This is a genomic window from Amycolatopsis sp. NPDC059657, from assembly GCF_042734395.1.
In the GTDB taxonomy this organism is placed as follows: Bacteria; Actinomycetota; Actinomycetes; order Mycobacteriales; family Pseudonocardiaceae; genus Amycolatopsis.
In genome coordinates this window covers 104,995-129,633 of sequence record NZ_JBHWEB010000012.1, presented here as the reverse complement: position 1 = coordinate 129,633, position 24,639 = coordinate 104,995, and the positions used below count along the sequence as shown (strand labels likewise).

Below are 24,639 nucleotides of genomic sequence, written 5' to 3'. Positions count from 1 at the left end.
GGGCCGTGCTGGGCGTGGCCTATTGGGTGCCGGGTTAATGGATAATGTTTTCGGAACCCCTGGGGTCGTGTGTGGTACGGCCGGTTCTAACCGGCCGTACCACTCACGAGTCCTTACCAGCCGACCGAAAGCGTCAGCGCGGTCGGCGGGTTGGCGTTGGGCAGGATCTTCACCGAACTCTGGTCGTTGATGTCGTCGTAGGCGAAGCCGTAGGCGCGGTGGCCGATGCCGATGGTGTGGAAGAACTGCGAGTAGTCGTTCTTGCTCGCGCCGCTGTAATACGCGGCCGGGTTGTACCAGTTCGCCGTGTTCGCCGCGACGCCCCGGTTGAAGGCCGCGCAGAACTCGGCGCCGAGTTCCAGCGCCGTGGTCGTCATCCCGGCGGACGCCAGCGCGCCCGAGCATTCGACGACGTCACGGGTCGTCGGCTTGTTCAGCACGAACGGTCCCGCGCCGTCCTTCGTGAACCACAGCCGCCCGCCGGTGACCCGGCCGGTGAAGGTCTGGTTCAACCGGGTCAGCGTGAACTGCCCCGCCGTGTACTGGTTCCAGACCTGGTCGATGTACGCCTGCAGATAGTTCTGCTGAGCGCCGCCGGGCGCGAACAGCCCGGACGACCGGGGCGCCGTGATCCGGTAAGTGCCTGCCAGCGGTTTGAAGGCCGCGCCGACCGAGGACTGGTACTGCGCCAGCACCTGGTCGCGGGTCAGCGTGATGCCGACCGTCTGGTCGTAGCCGATGGCCGACTGCTGCAGCCGCGCGGTCATCGGGAAGCCGAACATGTCGACCTGGGTGGTGTTGCCGCCGTACGGTATGACGCCGTACTGATACGTCAGTTCGTACCAGTCGAAGTAGACGTCCGCGTTCGGGTCGGCCGGGTTGTGCAGATCGGGTCCGCCCCAGCCGCGGTCGTCGGGCGAGATCGGGATGTACATCGGGGAGCCGACCGAGATGTAGACGCGGCCGCCTTCGAGCCTGGCCGGGATGCGCACTGTCGACGCCTGCGCGAGCGTGAACTGCATGTTCGCGTAGTTGACGCCGTTCTTGGTGAGATGGCCCGGCGCCGACGCCTCGTTGTGGTTGATGTGCGCCAGCGTGCCGTCCGGTTTGAGGTACGACCACTCGCCAGGGGTGCCCATGCCGAGCACCAGCACGTAGATCTGGGCGTTGGTCCACTTGCCCCTGGTGTTGTTCTGCAGCACCAACGGGAAGGTGCCGTTTCCGCCACCGCCGCCGGGATTGCCACCTCCGCCGCCATGCGTGTAGGAGAAATGACCGGTGTCGTAAAGCGGGCCGCTTTTCTCATAGGTGAACCAGTATTCGATCACGGTCCCGCTCGAAAGGGAGGAAACCGTCTGCTCCCAGGTGCCGGAAACGTTGGCCATGCGGAAGTTCTGCTGGCCGAGATTCGGCACCAGGTAGTGCACATCGACGAGCGCGGACGGGGTCGTCGGCTTGAACCAGATCTTGGCCTGGCTGGCGTTCAGCGACGTGACACCTTGGGTGTAGTCGGCTGCCGCGGCAGGCCCCACGCTGACTTGCGTGAGACCGGCCAGCAGGAACATCAGCACGAAGACCCGGAGGAACCGGCGGCGGGCAAAGGACATCGTCGTCCCCTTCGGTGAGTTGGAACTAGATCAACTGCCAGAGGGACGCCGCGTTGGCCGGCTCCCAGCTGACGATCGAGGTATGTGCTTGCAGGCACTGGTAATTACGCCCCGCGTAGCTGGCCCTGCTGCCCACGGCGTAGTACACGCCGGGCGCCCACGCCGGGTACTGACCGGGAGGCTGACTCGTCGTCGGCCCGCTGGTCGGTGTGGTCGGGCCGGTGGCGGGCGGGGTGCTACCGGGGCAGGCGCCGTAGATCTCGAACTCCCACAAGGAGAAGCCGTAGACGGTGGCGCGCTGGGTGCCGTACATCCGCACGTATCTGGCGTTTCCGGTGACGGCGAGATCCTCGATTCCGCCGGCGCCGGAATAGGTCGTGTACGCGTCGGTCCAGGTGGAACCGTTGCCGGACAACTGGATCGAATACGCACGCCCATAGGCGGCCTCCCAATTCAGCCGCACCCTGGTGACCGGCTTGACCGAGCCGAGGTCGACGTAGATCCAGTTCGGCTCGTTGTGCGCGCTCGACCAGCGGGTTCCGGTGTTGCCGTCGACGGCGTAGGCCGCGGCCTGGTTGGCGCTCTCGATACTCGACGCCACCACGGGCATGTTCCTGGAGAGCAACGGACCGCAGGTGGACGGCGGAGTGGTCGGACTGGTCGGCGGGCTGCCACCGCCTCGGGTCCACGCCGCGACGTAGTCGACGACCATCGGGTGGCCGGGCGCGGTCGCGCCGTCCGGCCCGCCGCCGAGCGCGGCGGGGAATTCCCCGCCCATCGCGACGTTCAGGATGATGAAGAACCCGTGATTGGTCGCGTTCGCCCAGGTGCCCGCGTCCATCTGGTTCGCACTCACCTGATGGAACCGCGCACCGTCCAGATAGAACCGAATCTGCTGCGGATTCGCGGCGCGGTCCCATTCCATCGCGTAGGTGTGAAACCCCGCCTGACAGGTCGTGCCCGAGCAGACGCGCTGCCCGCCGATGCCGGACTTCTCATTGCACGGGCCGCCGGGGCTGGTGCCACAGTGCATCGTGGCCCACTCGTTGTTGATGCCCTGGACGTTCTCCATGATGTCGATTTCGCCTACGCCAGGCCAATTCCACCAGTTGCCGCGATACGGCGTGCCGAGCATCCAGAACGCGGGCCAGTAGCCGCGCGCGGCGGCGCCGGTGACGTTCGGCATCTGCAACCGCGCCTCGACCCTGAGCACACCACCCGACGGCGGCTGGAAGTCTTCGCGGTTGGTTTCGATCCGGCCGGACGTCCAGGCGGCACCGTTGCGCTGCGGCGTGATGCGGAGATTGCCCGCGCCGTCGAGTGAGACGTTCGACGTGCTGCTGGTCATCGTTTCGACCTCACCGGTACCGAAGTTGGCGGGCCCGCCGGGATAGCTGGTTCCGGTGGTGTAGCGCCAAGTTCCGGTGTTGACCCCGCTGCCTGCCGGGCCGGTGAAGTCGTCGGCGAAGATCTGGGTCCACCCGGCGGGTGGCGGGGGAACGGTGGCCTCGGCGGCCAGCGTGAGCGGGATCGCGATCAGCGCGGCAGCGGCGGCGGCGCCGAGTGCGCCGAGCCGCCGTGCGCGCGGAGACGGGACGGACATGGGTGACCTCCTCGTCGACCCGGATTTGTTGCTGCTCGCAACAAAGACCATGAGAGCTCCGATGTCTGGCCGCCGTCTATAGGTCATTCGAGTGAGAAAGTGACGGCTATCACAGGGTGCGAAGACGCAGCGGACCTACCTTTGAACTGGTCTGGTCCACCCGGGAGTCACCTCGGGAATGTGCGTTTCGCACTAGTGGAAGATGCCCCGAGGCACTGACGCGGACACTCGCGCGTCGGGCATCGTGGAGGGCCAAGGTGGCGCCGTCCGTGGTCTCCCGCAGCCGGGCGGTGTCACCACCTCACCCACCGCGTTGGGACGTTTACCAGGCGCCGTGACAAAAGTCATCGTGTCTGGTGCTCAGCGCACTACTGGTCATGCGGTCGTATGAGCGAAACTCCCGGGGCGTACGGCCAGTTCACGACACACCGGGAGACCGCATGAACAGCATCGCGCTACTGACGGACGACGACTTTTCCGTGACCATGCTCGACGGGGGCCTCGGTGCCGTCGCGGGCGCCTACTCGGCCGTGGTGCCCGCCGCGACCGATCTCTGCTGGTGCTCCTGCGTGGTCTGCTTCGTGCCCGACGCGGTCCCGTCGGGCGAAGAGGTCGCCAAAGCATAACCAGGAGGAGCACCCGGTGGACAGTCTCTCCCAGCTGCGCAACGAAATCTCGCGCTACCTGACCGACTCCGAAGCCAGGCGCCATGACCCCGTCGGCCCGATCGACGAGCTCGTCCGAGATACGGGACTGCTGGAAGTGAACGGGGCATGGGTGGTGTCGAGCCACCGGCTGGTGTCGGCGCTCAGTGCCGACCGCAGACTGTCCGTGGATGCTCGGCTGGGCGGAAGCGAGCCACGCTTCGCCCAGCCGCGCACGCTTGACCATGTTTTCGGGCTGATGCTCAACGTCCGCGACGGTGTCGACCACCGGCGGCTGCGCGGACTGGTCTCCGGCGTGTTCACCGCACGCCGGATCGCCGAACTCACCGAATCGGCCGCCACGCTCGTCGAGTCCGCGCTGGACCACGAAAGCCTCGACATCGTGGCGGATCTGGGGGTGCGCCTGCCGATGCGGATGAACTCCGAACTGGTCGGCGTGCCGGCCGAGGACCGCGCGCAGGTGCTGCGCTGGGTGAAAGCGCTTGCCGGGCAGCTCGACCGGTTCGGTCAGACGGAAACCGAAGTCTCCCAAGCGGAACGCACACTGGCCGAGTTCGCCGACTACATCCACGCGTTGCTCGCCAAGCGGCGGCTGGACCCGCGCGACGACATCATGACGCGGCTCGTTCAGGCGCTCGCTCAGCACATGCTCTCCACCGACGAACTGGTCGCGTTCGTCATCACCCTGTTCGTCAACGGGCTGGACACCTTGTCCGCGGCGCTCGGAAACGTGCTGTGGACGATTCTCGGGCAGCCGGGGTTGCTGCCGAAACTCACCAACCGCGAGGACGCACGGGTCGCTTTCGACGAAGCGGTCAGGCTTTGCTCCCCGATCCGGCTCTCCGCGCGCACCGCGCTGAGCGACGTCGAGGTCGACGGCCAGACCATTCCCGCCGGGTCGGTCGTGCTGTTCTACTGGGCCGCCGCGAACCGGGATCCCGAGTTCACCGACGCACCCGCCGAGTTCCGGATGGACCGTGGCGCGCTCGGCTCGTACGCCTTCGGCCAAGGCCCGCACCAGTGCCTGGGCGCTCAGCTGGCCAGGCTCACCGGCGCCGAGCTCATCTCACGGCTCGCCACCCGGTTCCCTGAGTCTACTGTGGACACAACGACGGGCGAAGTCCGCTGGCAGGGTGAGCTCGTCTTCTGCTCTCCGGAACAGCTGCAGGTCAAGCTGGTCCCGCGGGGCGCGATGGCGGTGGCGTGATGGCCACCACCGGAAAGGACATCTCATGGGGGTACCACGGATCAAACGGCATCTGGGCGTCTCCGTCGTTCCCGGCGAAGGCGCGTACTTGCTGTGCGAGCACGGGAGCGCGGTCGTCACCGATCCGCTCGCCGAACGACTGCTGCCGCTGCTGAACGGCAAGCACGATCTCGACTCCATTGTGGACACGTTGCGGGGCCAGGTCGGGCCCGAAACCGTCAGGCGCGCGATCGCCCAGCTGACGCGGGCCGGTCAGGTCGTCGAGGTCGACCCTGACGCCGACGAGCGCTCGGCCGGGTACTGGGAGTCGCTCAACCGCCACGGTGACGAAGCGAACGCCAAACTGGCGGCGGGCGTCCGGGTCACCGCCTTCGGATCCGTCGACGCCGAAGAGGCGATCGAAGCCTTGTGGGCGGCCGGACTGCGGATCATCGAGTCCGAAGAGGACACCGAGGCGCTCGACCTCGTGCTCACCGACGACTACCTCCGCCCGAGCCTGGCGAACTTCGACCGCCGCCAGCGCGCGACCGGCAGGCCATGGCTGCTCGCGAAGCCGGTCGGCGTAATCGCTTACGTGGGACCGATTTTCGACCCCGAGGGCGCCTGCTACCGGTGTCTGGAAGTGCGGCTGCGCGGACAGCGCCGCGCCGAGGACTACCTCGAGGGCAAGCTCACCGACGCCAGGATCGCGCCGCCGACCGTGGACATCGCCGCGAGCCGTTCGCTCGCCTTCGGCATGGTCGCGACCGCGGCCGCGCACTGGCTCGGCGGGCACCGCCACGACGGCACGCACGCCGTGCTGAGCATCGACACGGCGACGCTGCGCACCGAAACCCATGCGTTGAGCCGCCGTCCGCAGTGCTCCGCGTGCGGAAACGCCGCGCTGGTCACGAAGAACATGCGGCGACCCGTGAAACTGGTGCCGCGTAACAAAACCTTCGCCGAGGACGGCGGGCATCGCGCGAAGAGTCCCGAAGAGATGATGCGGAACTGGGGCCATCTGGTCGATCCGATCACCGGCGTGGTGCCCAAGCTGACGCCGCTGAACACCAGGCTGCCGTTCGTGCGCGCGTACGCGTCCGGCTACAACCGCGCGCTGCGGGTGAGCACATTGCGCGCGCTTCGTGACGGGCTTCGGACGCAGAGCTGCGGCAAGGGCGTCACCGACATCCAGGCTCAAGCGAGCGCGCTCGGCGAGGCGCTCGAACGCTACAGCGCCGTTTACACCGGCGACGAGCCCCGGTTCCTGGCTTCGCTGAACACGTTGGGAGAGATGGGAATCCACCCCAACCGGTCGATGCTGTTCAGTGACCGGCAGTTGGCAGAGCGGCAGAAATGGAATGCGAAAGGAATCCCCTTCCAGACGGTCACCGAGCCGATGCCCGCCGACGCCGAGCTCGAGTGGAGCCCGGTGTATTCCATCACCGAAGAACGCACGAAATACGTGCCGACGTCATTGCTGTTCTATTCCTATCCTTATCGCGGCCCGGTGTACGCGATCGCCGATTCCAATGGCTGCGCGGCGGGCACCAGTTTCGAAGACGCGATGCTCCAAGGGTTCTACGAACTCGTCGAGCGCGACAGCGTGGCGATCTGGTGGTACAACCGGCTGCGCTGCCCCGGCATCGACCTCGACGCGATGAAGGAGCCGTGGATCGACCAGATGCAGGCCGAATACCGCGGCCTCAACCGGGAGCTCTGGGCACTCGACATCACCGCGGACCTCGGGGTGCCGGCGGTGGTCGCCGTCAGCCGCCGGACCGACAAGCCCGCCGAGGACATCATCTTCGGCTTCGGCGCGCACCACGACGCCCGGATCGCCGTGCTGCGCGCGGTCAGCGAACTCAACCAGTTCCTGCCCGCGGTCGCGTTCAGCACCGAGGACGGCAGGGGCTACACCTTCCCGGATCCGGTGCAGAAGCAGTGGTGGCAGACGGCGACCGTGGCCGATCATCCTTACCTGTCACCGGATCCGCGTGAACCGGCCAGCCGGGTCATCGACCTGACACTGGCGACCGGCGGTGACCTCGCCGAGGACGTGCGGCTGTGCCGCCGCCTGGTCGAGGCCAAGGGGATGGAACTGCTCGCGCTGGACCTGACCAGGCCGGACATCGGCCTGCCCGTGGTCAAGGTGCTGGTGCCGGGCATGCGGCACTTCTGGAGCAGGTACGCGCCGGGCCGTCTCTACGACGTGCCCGTCGCGCTCGGCAGGCTGCGTTCGCCGACCGCGGAGGCCGACCTGAATCCGATTCCGATGTTCGTCTGATGTTCGCCTAGGGGGACAACGATGTCCAGCTCGATCCTGCCGCACCGGCAGTCCTCACCCGCCGCCGTCGGCGACGCGAGGCATCTGGTGTCGTTCCGCGAGGATGTCGTCGTCGATCGCACCGGCGACGAGCTGGTCATCGCCCACCGCTGGGGCAACCATGTGCTGACCGGGGTGTCCGACGGCATCGCGTCGGCCGTCGACCGGCTCACCTTCGGCCCGGTGCTCGCCGCCAACGTGATGGATCTGGTGATCACCTCGGCGACGGACCCCATCGCCGAGGCGACCCGGATGCACGGGCTGGTCGAACTGCTGCAGTTCCTGCTGGTGCACTCGGTCGAGCGGGACGCGGTCACGCTCGCCGAGGTGGTGCCGATCTCGTCGAGCGCGCGGCTCAAGGGGTTCACCGGCCCGGTGCGGGCCGCCGGGCACGAGCGCCTCGCGCTTTCGCGGTTCGCGTATCTGCACCAGGTCGACGGGGTGCTCACGCTGGAGAACCCGCTCAGCCTGTACCGCGCGCGGCTGCACGACCCGCAGCTGGCCGCGCTGGTCACCGCCGCCGCGCGGCCGCGGACGGTGGCCGAGCTGGTCAAGCTGGTGCCCGCGCTCGGCGAGCGCGCCACCAAGCCGGTGCTCGACCTGCTGCTCGCCGCCAGGCTGCTCGACCGCGCGGACGCGCCGGAGACCGATCGGCTGCGGCAATGGGGCTTTCACGATCTGCTGTTCCACGCGCGCAGCCGGTCGGGCCGCCACGACGAGGAGTTCGGCGCGACGTTCCGGTTCACCGGCGAGATCGAGCACGAGTCACCGATCCGTGAACTGCCCGCCGGTGAAATCGTCGAATTGCCGGTGCCCGATTTCGACGAGGTACGCGACCGCGATCCCCGGCTGACCGAAGTGCTGGAACTGCGGCAGTCATTGCGCACGCCGGGCGAACGGCCGCTCAAGCTCGTCCAATTGGCCGAGCTGCTTTACCGCGTGCAGCGCATCCGGTCGATTTACGGACCGGTCCCCGAACAGCAAATGCCTTACCAAGGCGTCGACCGGCCTTATCCGGCGGGCGGCGGTGCCGGTGAACTCGACCTCTGGCTGACCATCCGGCGCTGCGCGGGGCTCAAGCCGGGGATGTACTTCTACGACCCGGCAGGCCATCGGCTGGTGCTGGTCAACGACTCCACTTCGGACATCGACGCCATGCTCGGCGTCGCTTCCATCTCCGCGGGGAACGCGCTCGCGCCCGATGTGCTGGTGACCATCACCTCGCGGTTCCAGCGGCTCGGCTGGAAGTACAGCGGTATCCCGTACGCCACCACGCTCAAGCACGTCGGCGTGCTCTACCAGACGTTGTACCTGGTCAGCACCGCGATGGGGCTCGCGCCGTGCGGGCTGGGCGTCGGCGACGCCGAGCTGTCCGCTCGCTGTTTCGGCCTCGACTGGGAGCGCGAAAGCAGCGTCGGCGACTTCATGATCAGCTCGGCGCCCAGTGGTCTGGACCGCGCCCGTCACACCACAGAGGACCTTCCCGGCTGGCAGGCGCACAACGGCGTCGACTGGCGTGCGCGCGCCGCGGCCGAGTCCGACCAGGACTGAGCGCGGCCGGTCATTCCCACACCATGAACGCGATCAGTCGGCTCCTGATATCAACGCGAAGTATTCGTTCAATTCCGTAGCGCTATCGCTGATTGCACTGCGTTCAACAACGAATCATCACGCTGGGGAGTTATTCAACGACTGGCAGTCGGATGACGGTAAAAAGGCCCGCACCCAGATAAGTTAATTTTCGGGTTGCGCGCAGTAAAAATGCGCGAAGTCGAGACCGAACGGAGCAGCATGGTGGCGCTGCTCCGATGTTAACGTTTAGCAACCGCGGCCAGGACACGAGAGGCAGCCGGAGATGACCATCACGACGATCCTGGCCCGAGATGCCGCGTTCATCCGATCAAACGTTCTCCGTGCGGGGTGGCAGAGATGAAGGCCGCCGGTTCGCTACTGGGGAGAATGAGAGCCTGGCTGATCCGCAGCCTGCGTCCCGGCGCGGGCGGGACGGGTCACGTCGTCGGCGTGCTGGCGCTGCTGGGCCTGGCCACGTACATGTTCCTGATCGCGACCTTCCCGCTGAGCCTGATCGCCGAGACACAGGGCATCCGGCAGGTTTTCGCGTCCATCGGGTTCGCGCTGTGGATCGGCACCTATATCTACTGCACCATCGCGATCCTGCGCGGCAACCGGCGCAAGCGGTCCATCCAGGTGCTCGCGCTCAGCGGGCTCGGCTGGTCGCTGCTGCTGTTCGGCGTGTTCGGGATGAACTGGGCGGCGCCACCCGCGCTCAGCTTCTCGATCATGCTGCTGTGCCTGTCCGGCAAGGCGCGCGGGTTCGCCACGCTCGCCTGTTTCGCGCTCTACATACCGATCACCGCGAATGTATTCCACGGGGACGACATTCGCCGGGTGCTCGAAGAGTTCGCGTTGTCCACCTTGATCTTCTATTCGATTCCGCGGCTGGTCACGTTCGCACGGGAACTGGAGGACACCAGGGCCGAGCTCGCCGGCGTCGCGGTCAGCGAGCAGCGGCTGCGCTGGGCCCGCGACCTGCACGACACGCTCGGCCACGGATTATCCGTGGTGCTGCTCAAACTCGAACTGGTCGAACGACTGTCCGAACGCGACCCGCAGCGCGCGGTCGAGGAGCTGCGCGAGGCACGCTCGCTGCTGCGTGACTCGATCGGCGAGATGCAGACGGTCGTCGCGGGCATGCGGGACACCTCGCTCGCGGGTGAGGTCGCGAGCGCGCGGACGATCCTCAACTCGGCAGGCGTGCACACCGAGGTCAAGATCGCCGACCTCGACCTGAACAGCTCGACCTCGCAGGCGCTGGCCTGGATCGTTCGCGAGGGCGCGACGAATGTGTTGCGGCACAGCGACTCCACCCTCTGCGAGATCCGGCTCAAGGCCGAGGAGGGCAGGGCGGTGCTCGAACTGGCGAGCAACGGGCCGTCGATACTGACCAAGCGGACCCCGTCCGGCGGGCACGGGCTGCGCGGCATGCGCGAACGGCTCGCGGACCTCAACGGCGAGCTGCAGGCGTCCGGGCAGAGCGGCGGCGGCTTCCTGCTGCGCGCGCAGGTCCCCCTCTCCGGCTCCGGTAAGCCGTCCGGGGTCCGGCGCATGACCGCGGCGACGTAAAGGGAACAGCGTATGAAGGAAGAACAGGTCCGCGTCTTTCTCGCCGAAGACCAGGTGATGGTGCGTTCCGCGCTGGTGTCACTGATCGAACTGGAGCCAGACCTGTGTGTGGTCGGCGTGGCGGGCCGCGGCGATCAGGCGGTCGAGCGGATCGTCGAGCTGCGGCCCGACGTCGCGGTGCTCGACATCGACATGCCGGGTCTGGACGGTCTCTCCGCCGCCGAGGCCGTCCGGACCCGGGTGCCGGCCTGTGCCGCGCTGATCCTCACCGCGCTGAGCAAACCCGGGATGCTGCAACGGGCTTTGCAAGCGGGCGCGAAAGGCTACGTCGTCAAGCACGCGCCTGCCGACGAGCTGCTGGCCGCGATCCGCGGTGTCGCGGCAGGCGAGCGCGTCTTCGACTCCGCGCTCGCCGTGGCCGCGCTGGAGGAGGACGTCCCGGTCACGCAACGGGAGCTGGACGTCGTCCGGCTCGTCGCCGAAGGCGCTTCGGCGCGCGAGATCGCCGGCAGGCTGTTCCTGTCCGAGGGCACGGTCCGCAACTACACCTCGAACATGATCAACAAGTGCGGCGCGCGGAACCGGGTGGACCTGGTTCGCATCGCCTTCGACCGCGGGTGGCTGTGAGCCTCAGCGCTTGCCGTAGATGACGGCCGAGCTGGACGGGCCCTTGCAGTAGTACTCCCACGAGATGGACTCGCAGCCGTCCGGCACCGGCCACACCTTGCGGGTGTCGGGGTCGATCGACGGGATCTCGATCGGCGCCTGTTTGCCGTTGAAGTACACCACCATGTCGGTCATCGGGTGGTAGCCGGCCGAGATCGCGAACCACACGTCGCCGACGACGGCCGAGATGGACCGCGTCTCGATCGTCCGGTGGTGGTACTGCTTGTCGTCGCTGGGCGCGTACTCGTGGTCCTGTGGGCCTGCCATGTCGTCATCCTCATTCGATCGGTTCCGTGAGAAAGTGGTTGTCGCTGAAGGACTCCGTGAGATCGACGCTCTCCGCCCAACGCGATGATTCCTCCCGCCGACCAGCATGGAGCGCGCGGTCGTTAGGCGAAACGGTCGATGGTCCATACCTCCGTCCGCCCGATCAGGCAAGGCGGGCGGTGAGTGATTAACGAGAAAGCCCGGCCGGCGGGCGGCGTCGCACCGGCCGGCAAGCCGCTATTCGGAGTACTCTCGTTGACCCGTGACGGCGAGCCCGTAGGGTATTGGCGACAGATCGTGACGAGGAGGTGGGCGGCGGATGCGGAACCCACTGCGCCTGCTCGTGCGCTTCGCCGACTGGTTCGAGATGCGCGGCGTCTACGTGCCGGGCGAGGAGTCACGCGCTGTAGACCCCTGGCGGGATTTCGGCTGGCTGATCGTGGCCTGGCTCTCCGGGTTGGCGATTTTCGTCCTGTTCTTCGCGTGGGCCGTCTGAGTGGACACTCGGGTGACGACTGTCACGCCGGGTGCACCGCCGATCACGGATTGGCCACGGGTCAACACCAGGTCCGCTTCGACCGGCGTGAGGTGCTCGTGGAAACGCGCCGCGGCAGTCAAAGTAGTCACGTTCGGCGGCGGTCCTAGGCCGTACGGATGACAACTACCCCGCGACTGGAGTAACCGCGATGGCGCTCGCGCGCACACCGAGGCTCTTGCCGGCAGTCTGCGCGCTACTCGCCGCAGTCGCCTGTGGTGTGCCCGTAACGCAGCAAACCGGTGGCCCCGCCGAAGCCAGGCCCGCGGCGAGGGGCGACGTGCGTCCCGCCAAGCAGGCACAGGACTTCGGCAACGAGCACACCTTCGCCGACGGGCTGAGCATCCGCGTCTCGACGCCGAAGTCGTTCCAGCCCAGCAACAGCTCCTACCCGCGCTCCGGCCGCGCCGCCGCCTTCGACGTCGAACTCCGCAACGGCGGCACCGAGCCGTACCGGCTCTCGGGCCTCTCGGTCACCGCGAGCGCGTCCGGCGCACCGGCGAGCCCGCTCGTCGACGCGCTCCAGGGTTTCAACGGCATCTCCGACGCGGGCCGCGACATCGCACCCGGCCGCGCGATCCACCTGAACATGGCCTTCGCCGTGCCGGAGAACCCGGTCGAGCTGTGGATGGTCCTGCGCCCCAGCGCCGGCAGCGCCGCCGCAGCGACCTACTGCGGGTCCGCCTAGTCTTGACGCCATGACTGAGCAGCGTCTTTCCCCTGGCGACCCCGCCCCGGACTTCACACTCTCGGACAGCGAAGGCAACAAGGTCTCGCTGTCGGACTTCCGCGGCCAGTCCGTCGTCGTGTACTTCTACCCGGCCGCGGGCACGCCCGGCTGCACCAAGCAGGCCTGCGACTTCCGCGACAACCTGGCGGAGCTGAACGACGCCGGCTACCAGATCCTCGGCATCTCCCCCGACAAGCCGGAGAAGCTGGCCAAGTTCGTCGCGAACGAGCAGCTGACGTTCCCGCTGCTCGCCGACCCCGAGAAGACGGTCCTCACCGAGTGGGGCGCCTTCGGTGAGAAGAAGAACTACGGCCGGATCGTCCAGGGCGTCATCCGCTCGACGTTCATCGTCGACCCCGAGGGCAAGATCGCCAAGGCGCTGTACAACGTCCGCGCTACCGGCCACGTCGCCAAGCTCATCAAGGACCTCGACATCTGAGTGCTTGTCCCCGCGCTCGGTTCCGGCAGAATGGTCCGCTCGGAACCGAGTGCTGGGGAGGCACAGTGGCCGGGTTGGAAGCGTCCGCGCTGAAACTGGGCGGCACGATCGCCTCGCATGCCTTCAAGTCCTGGCTGCAGCGCCGCAAGAACAAGAACGAGCGCTCGGCCGATCTGGCCAAGCTCGCGGCCGACGAGATCTCCAGCCCGCTCGAGCGCCAGAAACTCCAGAATCTGATCGCGACCGTCGGCACCCAGGTCGCCGAACAGCTGACGCCGGTGCTCACGGCGCGCTTCCCCGAACTCCCCCGCAACGAAATCACCGCTGCGTTCTTGGCGCTGGAAGACACGCTCGGCCACATCGACCTCTCGGACACCGCGCTGCTGGCCGACGACGCCGACCCCGAGCGCCTCGCCCAGCGCGTACGCGAGCAGTTCCCCGGCCGCCCGGTAGGCCTGTCCGAGCGCGCCGGTTCGCTCTACGAACTGGCGCTCGACCAGTCGTGCCGCCACCTGGTGCTGGTCATCCGCCATCTGCCGTCGTTCCAGCCCAAGGCGCTCGCCGAGGTGTTGGGCCGCCTGTCCCGACAGTCGGACCAGCTCGACGAACTACTCGCCCGGCTGCCGAAGACCCCGTTCCAAGTACTCGGCAAAGACGTCGACGCGGCGTTCCGCGAGGACTACCTGAGCTTGCTGGCCCGCAAACTCGACCATCTCGAACTGCTCGGCCTGACCATGGACGACCAGCCCAGGCTCCCGCTGACGGTCGCCTACCTCAGCCTGACCGTCTCCGACGGCAGCGCGACCATGCGCGCGGAAGCCGCCATCGGCGCGGCGGACCGGACCCTGATCCGCGGCGAAGCCGGTTCGGGCAAGACAACGCTGGTGGACTGGCTCGCGGTCACCGCCGCGCGTGGCGCGTTCACGAACGAACTGGAAGCGTGGAACGGCTACGTGCCGTTCCCGATCCGCCTGCGCAGCTTCGCCACGGAGCCGTTGCCGCGGCCGGACGAGTTCCTCAACCACATCGCGCCGGGCCTGGCCGCCCGGATGCCCCCGCTCTGGGCTACCCACATGCTGCTCAAAGGCGACGCGCTCGTGCTGATCGACGGTGTCGACGAGGTCGATGTCTCGCGCCGCTACGACGTCAAAGCCTGGCTTCGGGACCTGAATCTCACCTTCCCCGACGCGAAATTCGTGATCACCTCCCGCGCAGCCGCCGCGGATCACGCCTGGCTGCACAAGGAGGGCTACAACTCGGTCGCGCTCCAGCCAATGACGCTCGCCGACATCGAGGCACTCGTCGAACGCTGGCATGTCGCGGCCGCTGCCGGGAATTCCCTGCGCGAGGACACCGATCTGGCAGGCGCCCAACGCCGGTTGCTCACTCAGCTGGAAAACAGGCCGCATCTGCGCGCTCTCGCGGCGAGTCCGCTGTTGTGCGCGATGCTGTGCGCGCTCAATCTCGCCCATCGCTCGGAACTGCCGCGCGACCGCATGGACTTGTACCGCAAGGCTTTGGCGATGCTGCTGCACCTTCGCGACTCCGAACGCCGCGTGCCGGTCTTGCTCACCGAAGCACAGAAGCTGAGCCTGCTCGGGGACCTGGCCTGGCGTCTGACGCTCGCCAACAAGGTCGAGTTCCCGGTCGAAAAGGTGCGTGAGCATGTCGAACGGCGGCTGCCCAGTCTCACCCACATCGACAAGAGCACAGACGAGGTACTGAGAAATCTGCTGGAACGCAGCGGTGTGCTGCGACAGCCGTCCACGGGCCAGGTGGACTTCGTGCACCGGACCTTCCAGGAATATCTGGCCGCGAACGAAGCGACCGAGCAGGACCACATCGACACGCTCATCGGTCACGCGCATCTGGATACCTGGCACGAAACCACGGTGCTGGCCGCCGGTCACGCCAAGCAACATCAGGCGAACGAGTTGCTCACCGGCATTCTCGACCGCGCGGACGACCTGCCCGATTCGAGCGAACGCCTTCGGGTGGTCGCCGCCGCGTGCCTGGAGACCGTGCGCAATCTCGACCCAGACACGTTGGCCCGCGTTGAAACGATGATCAAAGACGAACTGATGCCACCGTCGGATTCCCGGAAAGCGCGCGCCCTCGCGCCGCTCGGGGAACAGCTGCTGCGCTATCTGCCGCTCAGCCTGACCGGTCTGCCGGACGAATCGGCCAGTGCGTCCGTCGAGGCCGCCGCGGCTACCGCCAGCGATGACGCGCTCCCTCTGCTCCGAGAGTACGCACTGGATTCACGGCCTACGGTTCAGTTCGCGATCGAACGCGTTTCAACGTACTTCGATCCCGCTCGTTTCACCGCCGAAGTGCTCGCGAACTCCCCATTGCGCACTGGCGTGCTGGTCGCCTCGACTGAGCATTTGCTGCCGTATGTCCGAGAGCTGCGCAATCTGAAATCCTTGGTAGTCGACCTGATCAACTCTCGGCAACACGATCTCGAAGTACTCGACGGCCTGCCATCGCTGCGGTCCGTCCACCTCAAGTTCGAGAACTCCGCGCGAGTCGACCTCACTCCGCTCTCTATCCACAAAGATCTGCATTCAGTCTCACTGCACGAAGCCGCCGACTACCTTTCAATTCAAACTTTGAACGAACTGGCGTCACTGATGCAAGTTTCTTTGATCCGCAGGACACCTTGGAAAGACTACGAACCGCTGAGCACCTTGACCAGAGTTAAAACTCTTCGGCTGAACCTCGTCGACAGACTCGATTTTCTTGCCGGACTAACAGAGTTGAGTCATCTCTGGGTCGAAGCACTTGAGTCGCGCGCATTCAAGAAGAAGGCCGTCATCGACACCGTCACTCGACTCCAAGCCTCGGTCGGCAAAACAGTCACGGCCGAAGACCTGGCTGAAACATTTCCACGACTGAACGACCTGAACTTGACTGGCTGTTCCTTCGCCACTGTGAAGCCGTTGGCCAGTCTGCCCTTGGAGTCGCTGATCCTCAATACCTGCATCGCGGGTGACCTGCGGCCGCTCGCCACTATCCCCTCACTGAAACAACTGACGATCACCAACCAGCGAGAACAAGTCGACCTACGCCCTCTTGCCGACTTGAAGCTGACCCTGCACCTCTTCGATGGCAGGGACGTCATCGGCCTCGACGAACTCGGCCCGGGCGTGACGGTCGAAATGAGCGGCCTGAAGTCACTCCGCCAGAGTCCGCAAATGCGGTAGCAGCGCACGCAGCGCGCGACCGCGGTGCGACAGAGCGTCCTTTTCGGACGGTTCCAGCTCGGCCGAAGACCGCGTCTCGCCCTCCGGCACGAAGATCGGGTCATACCCGAACCCATTGGTCCCGCGAGGCGCACGGGCCAGCGTGCCGCGCCATTCACCGCGCACGACCGTCTCTTCGCCACCCGGAACCACAAAGGCCGCCGTGCACACGAAAGCCGCCCCGCGCCGCTCATCCGGGACATCGTCGAGCTGACCGAGCACAAGCTCCAGGTTCGCCAAGTCATCGCCGTGCTTGCCGGACCAGCGCGCCGAAAGCACACCGGGCATGCCGTTCAAAGCGTCGATCGCGATGCCGGAGTCGTCCGCGATGGACGGCAGGCCCGTCGCTTCGGAGGCGTCGCGGGCCTTCGCCAGCGCGTTGCCCTCGAAGTCGGGCGCGGTCTCCGGCGCTTCCGGGAACTCGGGGACATCGGCGAGCCCGAGCACCTCGACGCCTTCGATACCTTCGGCCGCCAGTATCCGCCGGAGCTCGCCGAGCTTCTTGGCGTTGCGGGTGGCCAGCAGCAGGCGGGTCACTTCGACTTCTTCTTGTCGGGGCGCGGCTCGGGCAGCTCGCCGGGGTACGGCAGAGCCAGCGCCTCGTTCTGCAGCCGGGTCAGCTCCTCGCAGCCCGCCAGCGCCATGTCGAGCATGGTGTCCAGCGTCGAGCGGGCGAAGGTCGCGCCCTCGCCGGTGCCCTGGACCTCGATCAGGGTGCCCGTGTCGGTGGCGACGACGTTCATGTCGACCTCCGCGCGGGAGTCCTCTTCGTACGGCAGGTCGAGCCGGACGCGGCCGTCGACGACGCCGACGCTGATCGCGGCGACCGAGGACGACAGCGGCTGCGGGTCGGCGAGGCGGTTGGCGGCGCCGAGCCAGGTGATGGCGTCGGCGAGCGCGACGTAGCCGCCGGTGACCGCGGCCGTGCGGGTGCCGCCGTCGGCCTGGATGACGTCGCAGTCGATGACGATGGTGTTCTCGCCGAGCGCGGCCAGGTCGATGCACGCGCGCAGCGAGCGGCCGATCAGCCGGGAGATCTCGTGGGTGCGGCCGCCGATGCGGCCCTTCACCGATTCGCGGTCGCTGCGGGTGTTGGTCGCCGAGGGGAGCATCGCGTACTCGGCGGTCACCCAGCCGAGGCCGGAGCCCGCACGCCAGCGCGGCACGCCTTCGGTGACGCTGGCCGCGCACAGCACGCGCGTGTTGCCGAACTCGATCAGCACCGAACCGGCTGGCCACTGCTGGAAGCCGCGGGTGATCTTCACGTCGCGGAGCTGGTCGTCGTTCCTGCCGTCTTTTCTCGCCACGGGTGCACTCTATGACCCGCCGCTCAGACGTCGTAAACCGCGCCCTGCTGGACAAGTTCGGCACGCGGGAACACCGCGTCCGCTTCGGCCAGCACGGCGGCCGAGTCCGTCCACGGCAGCACGTGCGTGAGCAGCAGCCGGTCGACGCCGCCGCGCAGCGCGATCTCGGCGGCCTGCTTCCCCGACAGGTGCATGCCGGGCGGCCTGACCGGCGAATCCGTCCACGAGGCCTCCGCGAGCAGCACGTCGACGTCGCGGACCAGCTTGTCCAGCGCCTCGCACGGGCCGGTGTCGCCGGTGTACGCGAGCGAGCGGCCGCCGTGGCACACCCGGAACCCGAACGCGGGCGTCGGATGGTCGACCGGCACCGCGGTCACCTCGAACGGCCCGATCTCCACGGTCTCTTCGAGCAGGCCGTGGAACTGGTAGGTGTCGGAGAGATCGGTGATCGCGCGTTCGTCCTCATCGGGCGCGTACGCGTTGGCCAGCCGGTGGTGCGCGCCGTTCGGCGCGTAGACGGGCAGTTTGCCGTTCGTGCGCAGCGCGGCCTCGGGGTGATAGCGGCGCAGCACGGTCAGCGCGCTGAAGTCCGCGCAATGATCGGGATGCAAATGCGACAGCACGAGTGCGTCGAGGTCGAAAGGGTCGCGCAGCGCCTGCAGGCGCGCGAGCGTCCCGTTGCCGAGTTCCAGCCCCAGCACGAAACCGTCGGCCTCGATCAGGTAACCCGAGGCCGCGGTGTCGGGGCCGGGGATGCTGCCCGCACAGCCGAGGATCGTGAGTCGCACGCTTCACACCTTAGGTGCTGTTTCTCGGATCAGGCCGTAGTCAACGCCACACCGGGAGCGAACCCCATGAACCGTTGCGCGAGCCGGTTGAACGGGTCGGGCGAGCCGGTGGCGACGAACTCGTGCTTCGGCGGCGTGACGCGCTCGGAGAGCAGGTCGCGCTCGGTCAGCACCCTGAGCACGTCCTTGGCCGTCTCCTCCGCGCTGGACACGAGGATCACGTCCTGGCCCATGACGATCTGCAGCACCCCGGTGAGCAGCGGGTAGTGCGTGCAACCCAGCACCAGCGTGTCGACCTCGGCGCTGAGCAGCGGCTCCAGGTACCCCTGCGCGAGCCCGAGCACCTGACGGCCCGAGGTGATCCCGCGCTCGACGAAGTCGACGAACCGAGGGCATGCGACGCTCGTCACCTGCAGGTCACGCGCTGCCGCGAAGGCGTCTTCGTAGGCACGGGAGCGTACGGTGCCCTCGGTGCCGATCACGCCGATGCGCCCGGTGTGCGTCGCGGCGACGGCTCGGCGCACGGCGGGCAGCACGACCTCGATCACCGGCACGTCGTAACGCTCACGCGCGTCGCGCAGGCACGCGGCCGAGGCGGTGTTGCAGGCGATGACCAGTGCTTTCACCCCGCCTTCGACGATCTCGTCCATGGCGGCGAGCGCGAATTCGCGGGCCTTCGCGATGGGCAGCGGGCCGTACGGGTTGTGCGCCGTGTCGCCGACATACCGCAGCTGCTCATGGGGCAGCTGGTCGAGAATGGCCCTGGCGACGGTCAGCCCGCCGACCCCGGAGTCGAAAACGCCGATCGGAGCGTCCGGTGTGGTCACACCGCGAGGCTACCTGTGTCCTTCTTCCGGCTCGCCCTGGCAACGAGCCACGCGGCCAGCACCCCGGAAAGCGCCCCGAAAAGATGCCCCTGCCAGGAGATACCCGGGTTGCCCGGCAACAGCCCCCACAACATGCCGCTCCAGATGCCGAGCAACACCACGGCCAGCACGATCTGCCCGGCACTCCGGTTGAAAATGCCCCTGACCAGCAAGAACGCCAGCCACCCGAACGCCAGCCCCGAGGCGCCGACGGTCACCGCGCCCGACGGCCCGGTCAGCCACACCCCGAGTCCGCCGAGGATCCAGACGGTCGCGGTCACCGCGATCCACTGCCCCAGCCCGCCCGCCATCGCCAGGAACGCGAAGACCAGCACCGGCACGGTGTTGCCGAACAGATGCGACCACCCGCCGTGCAGCAGCGGCGCCCAGATCACCCCGGCGAGCCCGGACAGGTCCCGCGAGTGGATGCCGCCCTGGTCGAGATCACCAGGGATGAGGACATCGGCCAGCTCGACGAGGTAGAGCACGAGCGTGAACCCGAGCGCGATGATGGCGGCCGCCTTGGGATTGGGCGGCAGAATGCGTTTGGCCGGGTCCGTCGCGGCGGGCTCAACAGGCAAGGTGCTCATAACCCCAGGCTACGAGCGCGAAAAACCATTCGCCTCGGGTGAATACCCTGAGATGAAGAGGTCGTGAGTGGTACGGCCGGTTCTAACCGGCCGTACCGCTCACGACTCCTTTAAGCCCAAAGCTGCCCGTCGAGCCGCTCGGCCGCCTCATCGAGCGACCCCGCGTAAGCGCCGGTCGAGAGGTACTTCCACCCCGCGTCGGCGACCACGAACGCGACGTCCGCGACCTCACCCCGCGCGGCCGCCTTCTCCGCGACGGCCAAGGCCGCGTGCAGCACCGCGCCCGTCGAGATACCCGCGAAGATCCCCTCGTGCTCCAGCAGCTCACGAGTACGCCTCAACGCGTCGTAAGCACCCACGGAGAACCGCCCGTTCAACACAGATGGGTCGTAAAGCTCGGGCACGAATCCCTCATCGAGGTTCCGCAGCCCGTAGACCAGCTCGCCGTACCGCGGCTCGGCCGCGATGACCTGCACATCCGGCTTCGCCTCGTGCAGATAGCGCCCGACACCGACGAGCGTCCCTGTCGTGCCGAGACCGCCGACGAAGTGCGTCAGCGTCGGCAGGTCCTTCAGCAGCTCGGGCCCGGTGCCGCGGTAGTGCGCGTCCGCGTTGGCCGGGTTCCCGTACTGGTACAGCATCACCCATTCCGGGTTCGCCTCGGAGAGCTCCTTCGCCCGCCGCACGGCCTCGTTCGACCCGCCGGCGGCAGGCGAGAACACGATGCGCGCGCCGTACGCCTGCAGCAGCTGCTTGCGCTCGGTCGAGGTGTTCTCCGGCATGACGCAGACCAGCCCGTAGCCCTTGAGCTTGGCGGCCATGGCCAGCGAGATGCCGGTGTTGCCCGAGGTCGGCTCCAGGATGGTCGACCCGCGCCGCAGGCGGCCCTCCCGCTCGGCCGCCTCGATCATGGCCAGCGCGGGCCGGTCCTTGATCGAGCCGGTCGGGTTGCGGTCCTCGAGCTTCGCCCACAGGCGGACGTCGTTGGTCGGCGACAACCGGGGCAGCCCCACCAGCGGGGTGCCGCCGAGCGCGTCGAGCAGCGACTCGAACCTGGCCACGCTCAGCCGCCGGCGACGGCCGGGAGGATGGTCAGCGTGTCGCCGTCCTTGACCTCGGCCTCGAGCCCACCGGCGAAGCGGACGTCCTCGTCGTTGACGTAGACGTTGATGAACCGGTGCAGCTTCTCTTCCTTGACCAGGCGGGCCTTGAGGCCGCCGTGGCGCGACTCGACGTCGTCGATCACCTCGAGCACCGTGGCGCCCTTGGCCTCGACGGACTTCTCGCCGCCGGTGTGGGTACGCAGGATGGTCGGGATGGACACGGTCACGGCCATGATGGGTTTACCTCCGCTTGGTTGGTCTCTGGGGCAGACGTTCGGGCGGCGATCGTTATTCCACGATCTTCACCGGCTCTTCGGTGATCACTCCGTCGACGATCCGGTACGACCGGAACTGGTGCTCGTCGGGGTCCTTCGTCGACACCAGCACGTAGTGCGCGTCGGGCTCGGAGGCGTAGGACACATCCGTGCGCGACGGGTAGGCGTCGGTCGCCGTGTGCGAGTGGTAGATCACCACCGGGACCTCGTCGTTCGCGTCCAGCTCGCGGTAGAGCCTGAGCAGGTCACCGGAGTCGAACTCGTAGAACGTCGGCGAGCGCGCCGCGTTGAGCATCGGGATGAGCCGTTCGGGACGGTCGGAGCCCTCGGGGCCCGCGATGACGCCGCACGCCTCGTCCGGGTGATCCCGGCGGGCGTGCGCGACTATCGCGTCCACGAACTCGCGGCGGATCTCAAGCACGCCCATATCCTATGTGCTGGACGGGGCGCGTCCATCTGTTGAGATGCTCACCTCGAACACCCTCGCAGCCTCCGTGCACAGCCCGTTCAACGCCACCGCCCGCGGCATGACCTCCGAGGGCAGCTCCCGAGGCCCGGTCGCCACCGCGAACACCGTCCCGCCGCTCCCGGTGGCCCTGATCAGGCCATCCTGGGCGGACACGGTCAGCCGCTTGCACTCGGACTTGGCCAGCACGGCGTCCACCACGACCACCCCGGTCGAGCCGACCGCGAGCGCCCAGACCTCGTCCTGCACAGCCAGCTCGCGCGCCGCTTCACAAGCCGCGTAGCCGTCCTCAGCCGTCCCTGGAGCACCAGAAGCGACGGTCACCGCAGGCACGATCGGCACGACCTCATGCGGCGATGCCCCGACCGGGAACCCGAGTCCCCGCTCGCTCAGCCAGCGCACGACCCCGTCCGCCGCGGCCAACCCGGCCGAACCGCCGGACGAGAAGCACAGCGCGTCGATCCGCTGCACCAGGTTCTCCGGGCCCAGCAGGTCCGTCTCACGCGTACCCAGGACAGCACCGCGGAAGTCCACGGCCGCGCCGGTCACCGACGAGAACAGCACGACGGTCACCCCGCCGAACATGCCGACGGAGACGGTCACCCGGTCAGCGCCTGGATCAGGCTCTCCTGCACCCAGGTCAGCCAGTGGTAGACACCCAGGTGCGGCGCGCGCGGATCGTCCTCGGGCAGCTCGTCGGGCATGTCCTCGGTGACGTCCAAGGCGGTGCCCAGCGCGAGCCGCACGTCGTTCAAGGCCTTCAGCCAGGCGTCGGCCTGCTCGAAGTCCAGCCGGACGTCGCCGCCGTCACGCGGCAGTGTCTCCAGCACGACGGTCGCGACGCCGACCTTCAGGTCCAGCAGCTCGGGCTCGTGCAGCGAGCGCATCGCCGCCGCCGAGTCCAGCGACTCCTTGGTCGGATTGTCCGGGTCGAGCCGGTGGAAGTCCGGCAGCAGGCGCGACAGGACCGGGTCGTCCGGTGACTCCGTCGGCCCGGTGCGGATCCCGGTCAGCTCGGCGAGCTCGTCCTGGGGCGCTTCCTCGGCACGCGCGCGCAGCATGTCCTCGAGCTGGCTGACCAGCCCGCGCAGCACCGCGGCCTCCTGCTGCTCGAACCCGGCGAGCACGACCTCGCCCTTACGCCGCCAGTTCTTCATCAGGGCTGCTCCATGGTCGCCCAGAGGCCGGCCGCGTGCAGGCGCGCGACGTCGGCCTCCACCTTGTCCTTGGAACCGGACGACACGATGGCCTTCCCCTTGTGGTGGACGTCGAGCATCAGCTTCGTGGCGTGGTCTCTGCTGTACCCGAACAGCTTCTGAAAGACATAGGTCACGTAGGACATCAGGTTGACCGGGTCGTTCCAGACGATGGTCTGCCAAGGTTTGTCCTCGGCGACGACCTCGCCCCCAAGCGGGTCAACCTGCGTCTGCTCGGCAACGACAGGCGTCGACATGCTGTCCATGGTGTCACGATGGCCACCGGGGATGGGCTGGCAGGGCCCGCCATGTGAGTGAATAGGCTTACCACTATGGGCTCTCCTGAACCGGTCACCAGCACCGCGTTGCTCACCGACCACTACGAGCTGACGATGCTGAGCAGCGCGCTGGCCGACGGGACGGCCGACCGGCCGTGCGTGTTCGAGGTCTTCGCGCGGCGGCTGCCGGACGGGCGCCGGTACGGCGTGGTCGCGGGCACCGCGCGCGTGCTGGACGCGATCGCGGACTTCAAGTTCACCGACGCCGAGATCGGCCAGCTCGAATCGACGGCCGTGGTCGACGCGAACACCCTCGAATGGCTCGCGAACTACTCGTTCGGCGGCGACATCGAGGGCTACCCCGAGGGCGAGCTGTACTTCCCGAACTCGCCGATCCTCACGGTGACCGGCGGGTTCGCCGAGGCGGTCGTGCTGGAGACGCTGGTCCTGTCGATCCTCAACCACGACAGCGCCGTCGCGTCGGCCGCTGCCCGCATGTCGAGCGCCGCGCACGGCAGGCCGATCATCGAGATGGGCGGACGCCGCACCCACGAGTGGGCGGCCGTCGCCGCCGCGCGCGCCTCCTACCTGGCCGGTTTCGCGACGACGTCCAACCTCGAAGCGGGCCGCCGCTACGGCATCCCCACCCGCGGCACGGTCGCGCACGCGTTCATGCTCCTGCACAACAGTGAGGAAGAGGCGTTCCGCGCGCAGATCGCGAACATGGGCGCCGACACCACCCTGCTGGTCGACACCTACGACATCAGCACCGGCATCGACACGGCCGTGCGCGTCGCCGGCAAGGAGCTCGGCGCGATCCGCATCGACTCCGGCGACGTCGGCGTGCTCGCCCGCCAGGCTCGCGAGCAGCTCGACTCACTCGGCGCGAAAGACACCCGCATCGTCGTCTCCGGCGACCTCGACGAGCACGCCATCGCCGCGCTGCGCGCCGAGCCGGTCGACGCGTACGGCGTCGGCACGTCCGTGGTCACCGGATCGGGCGCGCCGACCGCGGGCATGGTCTACAAGCTGGTCGAGGTCGACGGCAGGCCGGTCGCCAAGCGCAGCGCGCAGAAGATCTCGCGCGGCGGCCGCAAGGCGGCGATCCGCAGGCACAAGAGCACCGGCACGGCCGTCGAAGAGGTCATCTACACCGTCGACGGCCCGGTGCCCGACGCCGACGAATACGACCGCGCGCTGCAGATCCCCCTGGTGCGAGCTGGACAAACCGTGGACGATCTGCCCACGCTGGACGACGCGCGGGCACGCCTGCGCCGCGCGCTGGTGAGCCTGCCGTGGGAGGGCCTGAAGCTCTCGCACGGTGAACCCGCAATTCCGACGCTCTTTCTCTAGGAGA

At 67.8% G+C, this 24,639-nt stretch carries 25 protein-coding genes; 11 read left to right on the top strand and 14 right to left on the bottom strand.

All coding sequences use genetic code 11. The annotated features are described in order from the left end of the window. Nucleotides 1-113: 113 nt before the first annotated feature. Nucleotides 114-1,607 (bottom strand): glycoside hydrolase family 64 protein, encoded by a 1,494-nt coding sequence (locus tag ACFV15_RS09550; protein WP_378349750.1) that lies wholly within the window; start codon nt 1,605-1,607, stop codon nt 114-116. Between the two features lie 25 nt (nt 1,608-1,632). Then, on the bottom strand, nt 1,633-3,210 hold the full coding sequence (locus ACFV15_RS09545; protein ID WP_378349749.1) for a discoidin domain-containing protein: 1,578 nt from the start codon (nt 3,208-3,210) through the stop codon (nt 1,633-1,635). Nucleotides 3,211-3,650: 440 nt separating this feature from the next. Here ACFV15_RS09545 and ACFV15_RS09540 point away from each other — a divergent pair, with 440 nt between their 5' ends. From ACFV15_RS09540 to ACFV15_RS09515, 6 genes are all read left to right on the top strand, one after another. Then, nucleotides 3,651-3,836: a hypothetical protein gene (locus tag ACFV15_RS09540; protein ID WP_378349748.1), complete on the top strand. Its 186-nt coding sequence runs from the start codon at nt 3,651-3,653 to the stop codon at nt 3,834-3,836. Nucleotides 3,837-3,852: 16 nt separating this feature from the next. Next, a complete protein-coding gene (locus ACFV15_RS09535; RefSeq protein ID WP_378349747.1) occupies nt 3,853-5,082 on the top strand; it encodes a cytochrome P450 in 1,230 nt (409 codons plus the stop codon). A gap of 25 nt (nt 5,083-5,107) precedes the next feature. Further along, a complete protein-coding gene (locus ACFV15_RS09530; protein ID WP_378349746.1) occupies nt 5,108-7,348 on the top strand; it encodes a TOMM precursor leader peptide-binding protein in 2,241 nt (746 codons plus the stop codon). Between the two features lie 21 nt (nt 7,349-7,369). Then, on the top strand, nt 7,370-8,938 hold the full coding sequence (locus ACFV15_RS09525; RefSeq protein WP_378349745.1) for a SagB family peptide dehydrogenase: 1,569 nt from the start codon (nt 7,370-7,372) through the stop codon (nt 8,936-8,938). A gap of 408 nt (nt 8,939-9,346) precedes the next feature. Continuing rightward, complete coding sequence (locus ACFV15_RS09520) at nt 9,347-10,531, top strand: sensor histidine kinase (RefSeq protein ID WP_378349744.1); 1,185 nt, start codon at nt 9,347-9,349, stop codon at nt 10,529-10,531. A 12-nt stretch (nt 10,532-10,543) separates the two neighbouring features. Then, entirely contained in the window at nt 10,544-11,158 is a 615-nt protein-coding gene (locus tag ACFV15_RS09515) for a response regulator (protein ID WP_378349743.1), read from the top strand. Nucleotides 11,159-11,161: 3 nt separating this feature from the next. On the opposite strand, the gene ACFV15_RS09510 is transcribed toward ACFV15_RS09515, so the two are convergent. After that, the gene (locus ACFV15_RS09510; RefSeq protein ID WP_378349742.1) at nt 11,162-11,464 is read right to left on the bottom strand and encodes a hypothetical protein; all 303 of its coding nucleotides are present in this window, start codon (nt 11,462-11,464) and stop codon (nt 11,162-11,164) included. Nucleotides 11,465-11,783: 319 nt separating this feature from the next. Between ACFV15_RS09510 and ACFV15_RS09505 the strand changes: the two genes are divergently transcribed. The 4 genes from ACFV15_RS09505 (at nt 11,784) to ACFV15_RS09490 (ending at nt 16,374) form a co-directional block, all read left to right on the top strand. Then, a complete protein-coding gene (locus ACFV15_RS09505; RefSeq protein ID WP_091289467.1) occupies nt 11,784-11,960 on the top strand; it encodes a hypothetical protein in 177 nt (58 codons plus the stop codon). Nucleotides 11,961-12,279: 319 nt separating this feature from the next. After that, nucleotides 12,280-12,687, top strand: a complete 408-nt coding sequence (locus tag ACFV15_RS09500; protein WP_378349741.1) for a hypothetical protein — start codon at nt 12,280-12,282, stop codon at nt 12,685-12,687. Between the two features lie 10 nt (nt 12,688-12,697). Next, nucleotides 12,698-13,168, top strand: coding sequence for a thioredoxin-dependent thiol peroxidase (gene bcp, locus ACFV15_RS09495; protein ID WP_378349740.1), 471 nt, complete (start codon nt 12,698-12,700; stop codon nt 13,166-13,168). Nucleotides 13,169-13,233: 65 nt separating this feature from the next. Beyond that, nucleotides 13,234-16,374, top strand: a complete 3,141-nt coding sequence (locus tag ACFV15_RS09490; RefSeq protein ID WP_378349739.1) for an NACHT domain-containing protein — start codon at nt 13,234-13,236, stop codon at nt 16,372-16,374. Here the strand turns inward: ACFV15_RS09490 and rdgB are convergent. The 11 genes from rdgB to clpS all read right to left on the bottom strand — a co-directional run bounded on the left by rdgB (nt 16,345) and on the right by clpS (nt 23,261). After that, a complete protein-coding gene (rdgB, locus tag ACFV15_RS09485) occupies nt 16,345-16,950 on the bottom strand; it encodes an RdgB/HAM1 family non-canonical purine NTP pyrophosphatase (protein ID WP_378349738.1) in 606 nt (201 codons plus the stop codon). The genes ACFV15_RS09490 and rdgB overlap by 30 nt on opposite strands. Further along, nucleotides 16,947-17,720, bottom strand: coding sequence for a ribonuclease PH (gene rph / locus ACFV15_RS09480; RefSeq protein WP_091289474.1), 774 nt, complete (start codon nt 17,718-17,720; stop codon nt 16,947-16,949). The genes rdgB and rph overlap by 4 nt, the downstream gene beginning before the upstream one ends. A gap of 23 nt (nt 17,721-17,743) precedes the next feature. Further along, nucleotides 17,744-18,508 carry an MBL fold metallo-hydrolase gene (locus ACFV15_RS09475; RefSeq protein WP_378349737.1) on the bottom strand — a complete coding sequence of 255 codons (765 nt, stop codon included), beginning with the start codon at nt 18,506-18,508 and terminating at the stop codon, nt 17,744-17,746. Nucleotides 18,509-18,537: 29 nt separating this feature from the next. Next, a complete protein-coding gene (gene murI / locus ACFV15_RS09470; protein WP_378349736.1) occupies nt 18,538-19,335 on the bottom strand; it encodes a glutamate racemase in 798 nt (265 codons plus the stop codon). After that, a complete protein-coding gene (locus ACFV15_RS09465; protein WP_378349735.1) occupies nt 19,332-19,964 on the bottom strand; it encodes a rhomboid family intramembrane serine protease in 633 nt (210 codons plus the stop codon). Before ACFV15_RS09465 ends, murI begins: the two co-directional genes overlap by 4 nt. A gap of 110 nt (nt 19,965-20,074) precedes the next feature. Then, entirely contained in the window at nt 20,075-21,025 is a 951-nt protein-coding gene (locus ACFV15_RS09460) for a PLP-dependent cysteine synthase family protein (protein WP_378349734.1), read from the bottom strand. A 2-nt stretch (nt 21,026-21,027) separates the two neighbouring features. After that, nucleotides 21,028-21,300, bottom strand: a complete 273-nt coding sequence (locus tag ACFV15_RS09455) for a MoaD/ThiS family protein (RefSeq protein ID WP_378349733.1) — start codon at nt 21,298-21,300, stop codon at nt 21,028-21,030. A 55-nt stretch (nt 21,301-21,355) separates the two neighbouring features. Then, nucleotides 21,356-21,763, bottom strand: a complete 408-nt coding sequence (locus ACFV15_RS09450; protein ID WP_378349732.1) for a Mov34/MPN/PAD-1 family protein — start codon at nt 21,761-21,763, stop codon at nt 21,356-21,358. A gap of 9 nt (nt 21,764-21,772) precedes the next feature. After that, the gene (locus tag ACFV15_RS09445; protein ID WP_378349731.1) at nt 21,773-22,411 is read right to left on the bottom strand and encodes a P1 family peptidase; all 639 of its coding nucleotides are present in this window, start codon (nt 22,409-22,411) and stop codon (nt 21,773-21,775) included. Continuing rightward, nucleotides 22,408-22,965, bottom strand: a complete 558-nt coding sequence (locus ACFV15_RS09440) for a DUF2017 domain-containing protein (RefSeq protein ID WP_378349730.1) — start codon at nt 22,963-22,965, stop codon at nt 22,408-22,410. The genes ACFV15_RS09445 and ACFV15_RS09440 overlap by 4 nt, the downstream gene beginning before the upstream one ends. Continuing rightward, on the bottom strand, nt 22,965-23,261 hold the full coding sequence (clpS, locus tag ACFV15_RS09435) for an ATP-dependent Clp protease adapter ClpS (RefSeq protein ID WP_091290397.1): 297 nt from the start codon (nt 23,259-23,261) through the stop codon (nt 22,965-22,967). The genes ACFV15_RS09440 and clpS overlap by 1 nt, the downstream gene beginning before the upstream one ends. A gap of 75 nt (nt 23,262-23,336) precedes the next feature. Here clpS and ACFV15_RS09430 point away from each other — a divergent pair, with 75 nt between their 5' ends. Then, nucleotides 23,337-24,635 carry a nicotinate phosphoribosyltransferase gene (locus ACFV15_RS09430; RefSeq protein ID WP_378349729.1) on the top strand — a complete coding sequence of 433 codons (1,299 nt, stop codon included), beginning with the start codon at nt 23,337-23,339 and terminating at the stop codon, nt 24,633-24,635. The last annotated feature ends 4 nt before the right edge of the window (nt 24,636-24,639 follow it).

What these genes read in the sequence shown, in the direction of transcription:
- ACFV15_RS09550 (WP_378349750.1), bottom strand. Translation starts at nt 1,607, where the DNA reads ATGTCCTTTGCCCGCCGCCGGTTCCTCCGGGTCTTCGTGCTGATGTTC.
- ACFV15_RS09545 (WP_378349749.1), bottom strand. Translation starts at nt 3,210, where the DNA reads ATGTCCGTCCCGTCTCCGCGCGCACGGCGGCTCGGCGCACTCGGCGCC.
- ACFV15_RS09540 (WP_378349748.1), top strand. Translation starts at nt 3,651, where the DNA reads ATGAACAGCATCGCGCTACTGACGGACGACGACTTTTCCGTGACCATG.
- ACFV15_RS09530 (WP_378349746.1), top strand. Translation starts at nt 5,108, where the DNA reads ATGGGGGTACCACGGATCAAACGGCATCTGGGCGTCTCCGTCGTTCCC.
- ACFV15_RS09525 (WP_378349745.1), top strand. Translation starts at nt 7,370, where the DNA reads ATGTCCAGCTCGATCCTGCCGCACCGGCAGTCCTCACCCGCCGCCGTC.
- ACFV15_RS09520 (WP_378349744.1), top strand. Translation starts at nt 9,347, where the DNA reads ATGAGAGCCTGGCTGATCCGCAGCCTGCGTCCCGGCGCGGGCGGGACG.
- ACFV15_RS09515 (WP_378349743.1), top strand. Translation starts at nt 10,544, where the DNA reads ATGAAGGAAGAACAGGTCCGCGTCTTTCTCGCCGAAGACCAGGTGATG.
- ACFV15_RS09510 (WP_378349742.1), bottom strand. Translation starts at nt 11,464, where the DNA reads ATGGCAGGCCCACAGGACCACGAGTACGCGCCCAGCGACGACAAGCAG.
- ACFV15_RS09505 (WP_091289467.1), top strand. Translation starts at nt 11,784, where the DNA reads ATGCGGAACCCACTGCGCCTGCTCGTGCGCTTCGCCGACTGGTTCGAG.
- bcp (WP_378349740.1), top strand. Translation starts at nt 12,698, where the DNA reads ATGACTGAGCAGCGTCTTTCCCCTGGCGACCCCGCCCCGGACTTCACA.
- ACFV15_RS09465 (WP_378349735.1), bottom strand. Translation starts at nt 19,964, where the DNA reads ATGAGCACCTTGCCTGTTGAGCCCGCCGCGACGGACCCGGCCAAACGC.
- ACFV15_RS09455 (WP_378349733.1), bottom strand. Translation starts at nt 21,300, where the DNA reads ATGGCCGTGACCGTGTCCATCCCGACCATCCTGCGTACCCACACCGGC.
- ACFV15_RS09440 (WP_378349730.1), bottom strand. Translation starts at nt 22,965, where the DNA reads ATGAAGAACTGGCGGCGTAAGGGCGAGGTCGTGCTCGCCGGGTTCGAG.
- clpS (WP_091290397.1), bottom strand. Translation starts at nt 23,261, where the DNA reads ATGTCGACGCCTGTCGTTGCCGAGCAGACGCAGGTTGACCCGCTTGGG.
- ACFV15_RS09430 (WP_378349729.1), top strand. Translation starts at nt 23,337, where the DNA reads ATGGGCTCTCCTGAACCGGTCACCAGCACCGCGTTGCTCACCGACCAC.